The sequence below is a fragment of the Nocardia miyunensis NBRC 108239 genome (assembly GCF_001613065.1).
Lineage (GTDB): Bacteria > Actinomycetota > Actinomycetes > Mycobacteriales > Mycobacteriaceae > Nocardia > Nocardia miyunensis.
The window spans coordinates 1-12,032 of the sequence record NZ_BDBQ01000156.1; the positions used below are offsets into that span (position 1 = coordinate 1).

Below are 12,032 nucleotides of genomic sequence, written 5' to 3' on the forward strand. Positions count from 1 at the left end.
TCAACATCTCGTCCATCTCGGCGCTGACCCCCGATACCGACAGGCTGGGCCGGTTGCAGGTTGAGGGCGTCCTCCTCGAGCGATGCTCACAGTGCTCGACATCGATGATCGTCGCGGCAACCTTTCGCGACTGATCATGAAAGACGAGGAGCAGGCCGCGGTTCGGATAGAGCGCGGCCGGCCAAAAGCGCTGCGCCGGTGCCGGTTGCGGCGCAGCCCAACACGATCGACCACGCTACCGGCCCGAGCGGTACGCACCCGAAGAACCGGTTCACCCCGGGCGCCATGATGATCGTGGCGAGAAGTACCGAGCTGCCTGCGACGGTGGTCCAGACCAGGCTGCTGCGCCGGCCGATCACCAGGGTCTGCCCGAGTTGCGTGCCGATGAGGGCGGCCAATGCCATGGTGTCCGCGCGGCGGCGGCGGCCGGTCGCGCGACCGAGCAGCCAGGCCGCGCCCGCGCCGAGGGTCGTGCAGCTGCCGCGCACGGCGACGGCTTGAAGGAAGTCGGCGCCGATGCCGGGCGGTGGTCCGAGTGTCGTGTCGGTTGTTTCGGTGTCGTCGGCGGGCCGGGTGTCCGCGAGTGTGAGCGCCATGGCCGGACCGAGGTCGGTGAGCAGGTTCACCACCAGGAATTGCCGGGTGCCGATCGGGGCTCGACCGGACAGCAGGGTGCCCAGGACGGTGAACGCCACCTCACCGGCGTTGCCGCCCACCAGCACGCCGATCGCGTCGCGCACCCGCTGCCACATGCCGCGGCCCTCGGCCAGCGCCTCGAGTAGCACGGTGAGGTCCAGGACCGAGCCGGTGTTGGTGAGGATCATGTCAGCGGCCTCGCGTGCGGCGACCGATCCTCGGGCGGCCAGCCCGATCCCGACGTCGGCGGTGCGGATGGCGGCCGCATCGTTGCTGCCGTCGCCTGCCATCGCCACGGTGTGCCCGCGACGCTGGAGCGCGGACACGATGCGCACTTTGTGCTCGGGCGATACCCGCGCGAAAACCGTTGCTTGCTCGATCAATTCGGCTTGGCCGTCCTCGTCCAGCGCGTCGAGGTCGGCGCCGGTGGCCACGGTGTCGGCGGGGATGTCGAGCTGTTCGGCGACCGCACGCGCGGTGATCGGATGATCACCGGTGATCATTCGCACGCTGATGTCATTACGAGCCAATTCGGCGAGCAGTTCGGGCGCCTGCGGGCGTGGGCTGTCGGCAATGCCGAGGAAGCCCAGAAGCGTGAGTTGCTCGATCTCCTCGGTGACGTCTTGGGGAGCCGACGCGAAATCGCGCCGCGCCACCACCAGTACCCGCAGCCCCTGCGCGGCCAGCCGCCGCACCGCCGCGTCCGCCTGGACGCGAAACTCGGGCGTGAACATCGAAATCCGGGGGCTGCCTTCGCTATCGGTGCACAAGACCTGATCACAATGTGGCAGAAGCACTTCCGGGGCACCTTTGACAGCGAGCCGAATATGCCGGCCGGTATTGCCCACCGCCGCGGAGTAACCGCGGAAGCTCTCGAACGGCACCTCCTCGATCGGATCCCAGGCGTGGGGCGGTCGGTGGCCCAGGTGCGTGTGTGCCGCTTCCACGACAGCTCGGTCCGTGGCGTGTACCAGCGGGGCGTCTCGAGGGTTGGGGCAAGCGCGGGCGGCGGCGCGCAGTAGCACCCGCGAGTGTGGGGTCGCCCCGAAATGGTCACTGTCCCATTGCCGGTCGAGGTCGGCAACGGCGACCAGCCGCAATTGGCCCTCGGTGAGGGTGCCGGTCTTGTCGAAGCACATGGTGTCGACGCGGCCCAGCGCCTCGATGGTCCGACTGGAGCGCACCAGCACGCCGCGGCGTGACAGCCGGCGCGTAGCGGCCAGTTGAGCAACCGTCGCAACCAGCGGCAGTCCCTCGGGGACGGCGGCAACCGCGACGGCCAGCCCGTCGGCCAGGGCCGGGCGCAGCGGCAGTCCGCGCAGGAAACTGGTGGCGGTGACAGCGGTTCCGCCGCCGACGGTGAACGGCAGCACCCGCCTGGTGAGGCTGTGCAATTGCTCCTGCACACCGCCGGCCGGGGGCGGCGCGGCGGTGGCGAGGGCACGGCCTGCCTCGGTGGCGGTTCCGACTGCGACCACCACCGCGGTCGCCTCGCCGCTGACCACGACACTGCCCTCGAACACCATGCCGGTGCGCTCAGCCAGCAAGGCGCCGGGCGTGGCGGCGGTCTGCTTTTCCACGGTCACCGACTCGCCGGTGAGCCCAGACTCGTCAACCTCCAGCCCGTCGGTCTCGAGCAGCCTCGCGTCCGCCGGAACCACCTCGCCGGTGCCGAGTGCGATCACATCACCGGGCAGCAGAGAATCTGCAGGAGTTTCGATTTCGCCGGCTTCGGTCATCCGGCGGGCAGTCAATCGCTCGCCGAGCAGGAGTTCGTCCAGCGACACCCGGGCGCGGCGGCGCTGCAGGGCCGACACCGTAGCGTTGAGCCCCAGCACCGTGCCGACGAGCACCGCGTCGGTGGGCGAGCCCAGCAGCGCGGAGGCGACCGCGCCGACGCTCAGTATCGGGGTCATCGGATCGGCCAGCTCGCGGCGCACATCCGTGACTAAACTGGCGAGAGACGTTGCGGGCCTTGCCAATCGCTGTGACATCCGGCCGGCCGCGGTGATGGCGTGCGACCGTGGCACCGGCGCCGCCCGGTGCGGGGCAGGTAGCCGGGCCAGCACCTCATCCGGTTCCAGCGCATGCCACGGCACCAGCCGCACCTCGGCCGGTCCGCTCGCACGAGCTGCCCGGCGCCCGGAGTTCAGACCCGTTGCCAACCCCATCACGGTGGCCGCAGCGATCGGACTCGTCACCCGCGCCGCCCGAGACTCGGCCGGACCGGACGCGAGCAGCAGACCGCTGAGCGTGTCCGCCGACAACGTCAGGACCCGGCCGCGCTCACTGACGTCGCGCGCCCGGACGGTGGCGGCGATGATCTGCCGTGCCGAACTCAGATCCGGGCACACCACATCCGCCTGCCAGGGGATCCGTGCCGGGGCGCCGGGGCTTCGGGTAGCGATACCGATGCCGAGATCGGCAGCACCCAGCGCGCGATGTGCGTTGCCGCTCAACACCGCTACCACGTGTCCTTGCTTCTGCAATCGTCGTACCAGAGCGGACACCGACCCACCGGCGAGCACGAATTCATCTGCACTGCGCCGTAATTCGCCGGTGCCCTCGTCACCGATGAGTACGACGCGCAGGCCCGCCTGCCGAGCAGTGGCCAGCAGCCCCGCGGCACCCGGATGTGGCTCGTTCCCGATCAGCACCCGCCCGACCACACGTCCGTACTCGTGCAGCAGATGCCAGCGCGGGTCCCCGGAATCGAATCCCGAGCCATGGTCATCCGTTTCGGTGCCGGACCGTCGGTCGGCGCCGACATCGATGCCCAAGTGCAAATTCTCACGGCGGTGCTCCGGTGGTGGTGGGATCGGCAGTTCCTCACCGTTACGCCAAAGTAGCCGCTGCGCGGCGCTCCACACGTGTTCGACCGGCCAGCTGTCGTCACGGGATTCAGCGTTGAGTACCACGGCCGATCGACCGCGCACCGCATCCCGGTCGACGACCACTGCGGAGACTCGGTCCAGGCGGCGCCATATCAGCGGGTCGAGGGTCAGCACGCCGCGCGCGGCCATGAGGGTCGACAGCACACCGGCAAAGGTCTCGCGACCGGCCCGCGCCGCCTTCGGCACACCCGCTACCACAGCGTCCGCGGCATCGGCGACCGCGCGGCCGCCCGCCAGCGTCGCCGCCGAGGCGACCGCTGCCGCGGCTGCGGCCTGCTCGGTGCAGCGCTCGATCGGACCGTGCGGCAGCGGTACCGGCCGCGGCTCGGGCGGGTCGTACTCGTCGACGCCCGGAAGGTCCGGGTCGGCAATCAGCTGTTCCCAGCGCTGCCACTGCGCGAAGCGAGCGGTCGCCTCGACCAGCCGAACCGCTCGCTGGACCGCATCGGTCCACAGGCTGGTCAGTTCCGAGTCCAGGGCCTGGCCCACGGCGTTTCCGATCGTGATCACCGTGTCGGCACGGTGGCGGCCGAGCTGGGCTTCCAGTGCGCCGCGCAACCGCGGTTGTCCGTCCACCAGAGCCACCGCGCCCCGGACCACGTGCGCGGGCGTCGTCGCCGGAAGCAACCGGCCCGTGACGACCGCACCGATGCCGATGACATCCCCGGCCAGCTGCAGCGCCGAGGTCAACACCGGCTCCCTGTCGGAGGGGTGCTCGAACCGGCGACTCCACGGCTCATCACTGGTGCCGGCGAGTTCCTCGACACGTTCCAGGATCGTTTCCAGCTGCGCCGGAGGCAGACGTTGCGGATCCGCGGCGACCATGACCCGACCGGTGGCGGCGTTGACCTGGAACCAGCGCACTTCCGGTTCCTGCTCGAGGTGCTTGTGCAGGAACTCGGCCACCCGCGCGCTCCGCGACGACCGCAAGCCGCGAACTTCGGCGTGAATACGGTTGGCGTGCACCGTAACCCGCCGCTGCGTACGCATGCGCCGCGGGTCCACAAGCGCGCTCAGCTCCCGGCCGATGCCCTCGGTGAGTTCGGTGGCAATCTGGGCGACTGCCGGGTCCTCCAGCCGCGAGGCCACCACGACCGGCCGCCGGAGCAATCCCAGCGTGGCTCCGGTCGCTGCCATGGGAAGCCGGAGGGGCGCGGTGACCACACCGCGCAGTGACACAGTCACTGTGCGGCGGTTCGCGACCGCCGCGAACCGGCAGTGGGCTGCTTTTGCCGAGTACTCTTTCGCGCCCGCGGCTGCTCGGCCGGCTTCTGATCGGTGGATTCGGTTCTCGCACGCCGCAACATGTACGCCGCACCCGCAACCCCGCCCGCGACGACGGCCAGCGGCCAATCCACCAGGCCCGTCACACCCGCCGCGACGATGCCGAGCACAGTGGCGGTCGGCATGTCGATCCCGTTGCGGGCGCCGGATACAGCGCCCTCGACCGTGCCGCGTGCGGCACCTGCCACCGGGCCGACGACTGCTCCACCGGCAGTCTCGACCCCACGCGCAGTCGCCGATGCCGTAGCCTCCAGCGTTCTTACAGCGCCCGATGCAATGCTCATCATCACACCCCAGTTGTCGTCGGTAGCGCGAAAAGAACTTCCTGCGGAAACCAGTGGATTGCCAGAGTACTCCGCAATGCCCCGATCAGCCCATGGAAAGCAACGCGTTCACCTCGCCCGCTGCATACAGAGACAGAAAATACCCAGCTCAATCGGCATTACTGCCGAGCGTGTCGATACGGTTGCCGAATCCTCGCCACCCCACAATTCAAGTTGCCAAATGGTCGCTGACGCGCATTTCCCGATACCTGCAGGCCGGCACCATGCCGCGAGGTCAACTGCGCGGAATTGAACCTAAGCCTCTTCGAGCGCTTCTCCGATCTCCTGTGCGACGCGGTTGTGCTGATCCTGTATCAGCCAATGACCTGCTGCAAGGACCAGCGCGACGGGCCATTCGATGATCTCGGCGGCAGCCAGCGCACCGAGGGCACCGTAGTACGCCAGTTGCTCGGGCCGCGGGATGCGGACCCGGCCGATCACCGGCAGGTCCACTGCGAAACCCTGCGCAGCCAGCACACGATCGACGGCGTTCCGGTGGCCGGTTAGTGATTTTTCGGCCATTTGTTGCCTCCCGGACATGGCGTGTTCGAGTATCCGACGCCTGTAATCCGCACAGTGGCCAGCGTGATGAGTAGTGGTGTGGGCATCGGGTCGGATCCATTGACAGGGGCCCTGACACAGGTGCTCACAGTGCCGCTGCGTCAGTTGTATGCGGTGCTGCTGCGCCTGGAAGTCATCGAGATCGTCGACTGACCTTCCCGCCGCCGCCCCGGCGATCAGCCGAAGGAGCGTCGGCGTTCACGACCGCAGCCGTGAACAGTGCCCAGTAGCAGCAGGCCCGAATCGGCAGCTCCGTTCCACCTCAACGGTCAACGCTTGCTCGGCGAGCGTCGCGCCCGGGCCGACTTCTTGGGCGCAGGAATCACGTTATCGTCGCCTCGCACCGTTCGATCACCGCTCGGAAGTGGCTCGGAATCCGCCGCATGCCCGACGACACCAGGTGTCGGCGACCTGGCCGACCGATGCCCAAGCCGCTGGACCACCAGAGCAGCGCCACCGACGCCCAGCAGGACGGGCCAGTCCACCAGCCCCGCGGCACCGATCGCCGACAGGGTCAGCACTGCCGCCGATGTCGAGTGACTCCCACTGCTCATCCCGTCCCGCATACCGACCGCAGCACCCTTGATCCCGCCGAACACGCCGTTTACAGCGGCGCCGCCCACGGCCCCGGTCACAGCCATCGTTGCATCAGCCGTCCGAGCGATGACGTCTACCACGCCTTCGGAAATGTCCATAGTCACCCCATCGAGTTCACCATTCGGACACCAACGAGCTGCTCGAAGTTTACCTCCGAGGAAGTCATCTCACGAAGCCGAAGGTCAAGCCGCAGTCACTATGGAAACGGCGAGGCCGACGGCTCTCGCGAGGCGAGAAAGCGGCGGCAAGTGCAGGCTCCGCGCTCCGGCTCGCAGGACGCTGACATGCGGAATAGTGCTCAGCGACACCGGAATCCGCTGACCGGCCACACATGAGTGGGTGCCGAGCATGCACAAGGAGATGCGCCTGGATCGGGAGAACTCTGCGTGACACGCCTCTGCGTGACCGCGGCGGTGCCCCTACCAGCCCGATCCCGGTCCCAGCCACAGGAATAGTGGCGAAAGACGTTGTGTCCGTACACTGATCGACATCCACCTCTCCCCTTCGATGTCATTCTCTCGGCCTAACGTCACCGGGTGCCCCGCTCCTCCTGGCTGCGCATATCCCCCGGCCCGAATGTCCTCCAAGGCGCCGGGCGACACCTGCTCCACTCCCCTACCTGCCGTGCTCAACCAGCCTCAGCGGGAGTGTCAGATCCACCGGCAATCCGACACTCCCGGATCCGCGTGAGCCGGTAGCACAGGCCCCCGAGACTTGCGAAGAGGAGACCACTGCGTCGCGCAGGAGAAGGGGACTTATGGATAGCCCCAGATCTATTGCTCGGCCCGTCGCCACTGCGGCCGAAGAGACCCTCAGAAGCGGATGTCACCTTGGATGTCGCGGGCCTGCACGGCATTTCCGGACACGGTCCCCGAGATGTCGTTGGCGACAGCGCCGTCCCCAGACCGGCCGGGGCCGGAGATCGAGATCTGTGCCCACTGGGTCCGCAATCGGGATTTGAACTCGGCGTCATCGGTTTCGGCTCGATCGAGGGCTTCGGCCAGGCGTGAGATCTGCTGGTCGCCTTCGTCGGCGCCTGCCGCGGCCTCGAGGGCGGCGGTGTCGTGTCGGCTCGCGGCGAACTTCGTGCGGACCAGGTCATACAATGCACCGGTTGCTTTGCCGGCCAACGAGTTTGCGATGGCGATCAGAATTGGTTCGATCACGGGGCACCTCGACTCGAGTCATGGCGTTGGGTTGAATCCACCATAGCCGGAAGTCCTTAGCTCGCTTCGTTTTCCAGGACCGCCGCGATGCGTTGGCGCATACGGGTGGCCTTGGGATCGTTGAACTCGGCGAGGATGGATTGGGCTTCCTCCAGATGCGGGCGGCCGCTGTCGGGGTCACCGGCGCGGCGTAGGTCGTATCCGAGTTGTTCCAAATCCGTTGCCAGCAGCCATCGGTCGTCGAGTTCACGGTGTGTGGCGATGGCCAGCCGGTGGAAGGACGCTGCTTCCTCTGGCCGGCCCAGTTCCCGGTACACCTCGCCCGCGCCGGCCCATGATTGTGCTTCGCGGCCGCGGTCACCGATCCGGCGATGCAGAGCGGCCGCGCGTTGGTAGGACTCGAGTGCTTGACCATGGTGACCGAGCGCCTGCTGGACCGCTCCCAGTTCGATGGTCCAGCAGCCCTCCCACATGTGGTTGCCGTGGCTGCGAGCGAGGTCCACGGCCTCTTGTGCGGGGTGTATCGCCTCCTCGGGACGGTCGAGCTCCCGCAGGGTCATACTGAGCAGCCACAACGCGTTTCCGATACTCGCCGGCTGCTGACGCTCCCGGAAAATCGCCAGAGACGGGCGAAGCAACGCCTCGGCTTCCCGTGGTCGATCGAGACGCAGACATGCCTCGGCGATATTGACCGTGGCGAGCGTCTCCCACATCGACTCACCGACGTCATGCAGCACGACGCGGCTGTGTTCCAGCAATTCCAGCGCGGTCGTGAGGTCGTGCTCTCGAAAAGCCAGCAGCCCCAATCCGTTCAGAGACATGGCCTCTCCGAACCGGTCACCGATCTCCCGCCGGATCGCCAAAGCTGCACGATGGTTTTCGGCTCCCTCAGCCAGACTTCCCGATTGGGTGTAGGCGATCCCCAGGCTCTCCAGAACCTCCGCTTCCCCACTGCGGTCGCCGGCTCGTCGCGCGGCGGCAAGAGCCACGTGCCCGGTGATCAACCAGTCGTCGAACGAATTCTCTCGCATGTAGATGCTGCGCAACACGACATGAAGCCGCCAGGCCAGATGATCCATCGCCGAATCGGCCGCCGCGCGCACGGCGCCGACCAGATTGGCGCGCTCGAGGGTGTACCAGCGGACCGCGTGTTCGGCATTGTCGAACACCGCTGGTGCGGTAGCAGTCCAGACCTGTTCCGGCGACTCGTCAGGAGCGAACGCGACATGCGGTTCTATCGGGCTGACGACACTCTGAGCCGCATCAGCGCCGAGCAGATACCACAGCAGAATGCGCCGCAGCGCAGTTGTGCGAGCCTGCGGCGGCTCCGCGGTGTGAGCCTGATCCAACGCGTACGCGCGCAGCAGATCATGGAACCGGTAGCGGTCCGGAGCGTGCTGTTCGATGAGGTGCGCGCCGACGAGAACGTCCAGCAGATAGCGGGTCTGGCGGGTGGGCAGGTCGCCCAGGGCCGCGACCGCCGCGGTACTGAATTCCGGCCCGGGATGCAGGCTTAGCATACGGAACAGGGTCGCCGCGTCTTTGGGGAGCGCTCGATACGACCACGCGAAGACGGTGCGCACGTCTGTTTCATCCTCCGGTCCCGCCCCCAATGCGTCCCATAGGTTCGACTCGTCGCGAAGATCGGCAATCAGATCGGACAACGGCACGTACGGCCGACTCGCGGCACGGTCGGCAGCGATGCGTAACGCCAGCGGCAGTCTGCCACACAACCGAGCCAATTCCGCGAGGTCCTCGGCATCGTCGGCGATCCGCTCCTCGCAGGTCTCGGTGCGCAACAACGTCACCGACTCGTTCTCGCTCAACACGTTCAGCGTGAGCCGTTTCGCACCAGCCCGCACCGCCAGGCCAGGCAGATCACCGCGGCTGGTCACCACCGCCAGGCAGCCAGAGGTGCCTGGCAGCAGGGGCAACACCTGAGCTGTTGTGGCTGCGTTATCGAGAACCACCAGCATCCTGCGTTCGGCCAGCAGTGACCGGAACAAGGCTGCTTTCCCCGGCTCGTCCGCCGGGACTCCGGCGGGTGTGGTTCCCAGCGCCCGCAGGAACCCGTCGAGAGCCTGGCCCGGGGTGACCGGGTCACCAGCGTCGTAGCCGCGCAAGTCGACATACAGCTGTCCATCGGGGAACCTTTCCCGCACTCGGTGCCCCCACCGCAATGCGAGCGAGGTCTTCCCAACCCCCGCGGTTCCGGTGATGACCGATACCCCGCACACGAGCGGCTCGCCGGGATCTCCCGCCAGTGTCCGGTCCAGCCGCGCGAGTTCGGCCATCCGGTTGACGAAGCCACGGATATCGGCCGGTAGTTGCCGCGGTATCGGATCAGACACACCACGGCGCTCGCTTGCCGCATGGAAATGGACGCCGCCCTGGACATCCCGGGCCTGCACGACATCTCCGCCCGAACCCGATAGCTCGGAATGGGTGAAGCCGCCACCGGAGCTACCGCGATCCTCATCGGCCCCGGTCATGCGACACCACGCAACGATTCATCACACACACCACGCCGTCAGGCTTTTCCCTGCAAGCCTGCGGTAGCCACTCGCCGTGCGAAGAAACTGGCCACATCCTCACCGACCGCGTACAGCTCGGTCATGAAATCCGTACAGCGAGTGCAGGTCTCGGAATCCTCGTACCGGTGTGCGCCGGACAGAGTGCCGGTCTCGTCATAGGCGAACTCGTACACAGTGTCCCTGCCCACGGTCAGCAACTCGGGCAGCTCGCCATCGGATTCGTACGGCTCGACAACCTCCGGTCCGATGACGCGGATCTTCTCGCCGTACTCCGCGCGCAGCGCCAGCAGATGAAGCTCCCACTGCAGGTACGGCACGATCGGCTCCTGCACGACCCGCACCCGATACAGATCGATACCCCGGGCGGCCGTTTCCTGTTGCAGCTCGGCCAGACTCGGACGTTCACGCTCGAGCAACCGCAGGGCTTGTGCCCACTCGCCCCGGTCGAAAGCCACCCAGCTGGCGAACTGAGGATCGCGGAAATGCTGCCGGCGTTCCAGCTTCCACGAATCCAGCCCATCGGCCGCGGCGAACCGCCTCTCATAATCCGCGTGCATCGCATCGGCGGCCAAAAATTCGCTGGCGATGCCGCGAAACAGATCAGACATCCGGAATATCCGATTTGGCTGCGATGATCATCGATCGCGGAATGATTACCAACCGCTCATCATGATAGATTGTCACATCTTCCGGGAGACGCGCGGCATACACGTCCGTCAGATCCCGACCGATCACCGCGATGTCACCGTTATCGAGTTCCCAAATGTCGGGACACGAGTCCCGTCCACCGGTCTGCCCCAGCTCCTTGGCCGACTTACCCAACCGTCGTCTCATCGACGCCGCCGGATCGGCCTCCCACCCTCGCTCCATAGCCACCCCTGTGAGTCGGTCGAGGACACGTTCGGGAACCAATTCTATAGCATGTCAACACAATCCACGCGGAGAACCACCACGAGACACTACCGTCCGCCCTACCGTAGCCGACACGGGAACGGCAGTCTCACGGTGAGACTCGCATGTCGAGAGGGGACGTTTTGGTTGAACCACTGCGTGTCGCGCTGGCCTCATCCAGGAGCGAGGGACTCATCGCCCTCTACGAGGCGTGCACACGCGCCGGACACCTCCCAGCAGCCGCCATCGCACCGCGTCCCACGGCACCGAAAGGTCCGGTCGACGCGAAGTCCGCGACGGAATTCTCCACATTCGTTCACGCAGTACCGGACGGTTTGGATTTGATACTGGTCGCCGGAAATAATGCACTCGACATGGCGTTGTCCGGCTACCGCGCCGACATAATGATCTGTCACGGATTTCCCTGGCGACTCTCCGAAACCGTATTGCGGACACCACGTCTGGGAGTCCTCAACATCCACACCTCACTGCTCCCCCGACACCGCGGCCCCATGCCCGTCCACTGGGCCCTACTGCACGGAGACACCGAGACAGGAGTCACGATTCATCGGATGGATCGCGACTTCGACGCAGGCCCCATCGTGGCCCAGCAAGCAGGCGTACTCCTGCCCGACGCGATCGACGACGAAGTCGCCGACGGCCTGATCCGCACCTTCGACGACATCACCCGAGACCTGCTGCCAATCGCCCTCGAACGAGCCGCACAAGGCTGCCCGGGCCAACCACAGAACCACGCGGACGCAACATACGAAGGCCCGATCGGCCCCGAATGGTCCACCGTCGACTGGTCGAAAACAGCACGCGAAATCCACAACCAGGTTCGAGCACGACGATTCGGCATCTACGATCCCCCCGGCCCGACCGCCGAACTCGACGGTCACCGAATCTCGCTGCTACAGACCAGCTTGCAGCCAGCCACCGGCCTCCAAGCCCAATGCTCCGACGCCCCGCTGTGGATCACCCAACACCTTCACCTACCCGATTCCACCGAAGACTGAGGCCGATTTCGACCGACGGCCGGCCGCGATCGTCTGCTCGGACTCAGCCCTTCTCTACAGCCACCCCCGTGACCACACCACCGCGCCGCTAGCTTGAGTTTTAAGCTCTTCGGCGTGGTCGCGGCTC

The 12,032-nt window shown here is 66.7% G+C and carries 10 protein-coding genes; 2 read left to right on the plus strand and 8 right to left on the minus strand.

From position 1 onward, the window contains the following. Positions 1-134: 134 nt before the first annotated feature. The 3 genes from NM2_RS46045 to NM2_RS46055 form a co-directional block, all read right to left on the minus strand. Positions 135-4,715 carry a cation-translocating P-type ATPase gene (locus NM2_RS46045; RefSeq protein WP_067683885.1) on the minus strand — a complete coding sequence of 1,527 codons (4,581 nt, stop codon included), beginning with the start codon at positions 4,713-4,715 and terminating at the stop codon, positions 135-137. Continuing rightward, positions 4,712-5,002, minus strand: a complete 291-nt coding sequence (locus tag NM2_RS46050; protein ID WP_067683886.1) for a hypothetical protein — start codon at positions 5,000-5,002, stop codon at positions 4,712-4,714. The genes NM2_RS46045 and NM2_RS46050 overlap by 4 nt, the downstream gene beginning before the upstream one ends. Before the next feature lie 390 nt (positions 5,003-5,392). Further along, positions 5,393-5,659 (minus strand): hypothetical protein, encoded by a 267-nt coding sequence (locus NM2_RS46055; RefSeq protein WP_067683890.1) that lies wholly within the window; start codon positions 5,657-5,659, stop codon positions 5,393-5,395. Positions 5,660-5,713: 54 nt separating this feature from the next. Here NM2_RS46055 and NM2_RS50015 point away from each other — a divergent pair, with 54 nt between their 5' ends. After that, positions 5,714-5,851, plus strand: coding sequence for an Rv1535 domain-containing protein (locus NM2_RS50015; RefSeq protein WP_157122047.1), 138 nt, complete (start codon positions 5,714-5,716; stop codon positions 5,849-5,851). A 116-nt stretch (positions 5,852-5,967) separates the two neighbouring features. On the opposite strand, the gene NM2_RS46060 is transcribed toward NM2_RS50015, so the two are convergent. The 5 genes from NM2_RS46060 to NM2_RS46080 form a co-directional block, all read right to left on the minus strand. Further along, entirely contained in the window at positions 5,968-6,339 is a 372-nt protein-coding gene (locus NM2_RS46060) for a hypothetical protein (protein WP_439956999.1), read from the minus strand. A 768-nt stretch (positions 6,340-7,107) separates the two neighbouring features. After that, positions 7,108-7,461, minus strand: coding sequence for a hypothetical protein (locus NM2_RS46065; protein WP_067683896.1), 354 nt, complete (start codon positions 7,459-7,461; stop codon positions 7,108-7,110). Positions 7,462-7,517: 56 nt separating this feature from the next. Continuing rightward, positions 7,518-9,953, minus strand: coding sequence for an ATP-binding protein (locus tag NM2_RS46070; protein ID WP_067683898.1), 2,436 nt, complete (start codon positions 9,951-9,953; stop codon positions 7,518-7,520). Positions 9,954-9,991: 38 nt separating this feature from the next. Next, complete coding sequence (locus NM2_RS46075; RefSeq protein WP_067683901.1) at positions 9,992-10,603, minus strand: DUF6879 family protein; 612 nt, start codon at positions 10,601-10,603, stop codon at positions 9,992-9,994. Next, positions 10,596-10,865 (minus strand): hypothetical protein, encoded by a 270-nt coding sequence (locus NM2_RS46080; RefSeq protein WP_067683905.1) that lies wholly within the window; start codon positions 10,863-10,865, stop codon positions 10,596-10,598. The genes NM2_RS46075 and NM2_RS46080 overlap by 8 nt, the downstream gene beginning before the upstream one ends. Before the next feature lie 146 nt (positions 10,866-11,011). Between NM2_RS46080 and NM2_RS46085 the strand changes: the two genes are divergently transcribed. Further along, complete coding sequence (locus tag NM2_RS46085) at positions 11,012-11,905, plus strand: methionyl-tRNA formyltransferase (RefSeq protein ID WP_084532397.1); 894 nt, start codon at positions 11,012-11,014, stop codon at positions 11,903-11,905. Positions 11,906-12,032: the final 127 nt, after the last annotated feature.

Excerpts from the sequence above, each read along its gene's own strand:
- NM2_RS46055 (WP_067683890.1), bottom strand. The coding sequence starts at position 5,659 with ATGGCCGAAAAATCACTAACCGGCCACCGGAACGCCGTCGATCGTGTG.
- NM2_RS46060 (WP_439956999.1), bottom strand. The coding sequence starts at position 6,339 with ATGGCTGTGACCGGGGCCGTGGGCGGCGCCGCTGTAAACGGCGTGTTC.
- NM2_RS46070 (WP_067683898.1), bottom strand. The coding sequence starts at position 9,953 with ATGACCGGGGCCGATGAGGATCGCGGTAGCTCCGGTGGCGGCTTCACC.
- NM2_RS46075 (WP_067683901.1), bottom strand. The coding sequence starts at position 10,603 with ATGTCTGATCTGTTTCGCGGCATCGCCAGCGAATTTTTGGCCGCCGAT.
- NM2_RS46080 (WP_067683905.1), bottom strand. The coding sequence starts at position 10,865 with ATGGAGCGAGGGTGGGAGGCCGATCCGGCGGCGTCGATGAGACGACGG.
- NM2_RS46085 (WP_084532397.1), top strand. The coding sequence starts at position 11,012 with ATGTCGAGAGGGGACGTTTTGGTTGAACCACTGCGTGTCGCGCTGGCC.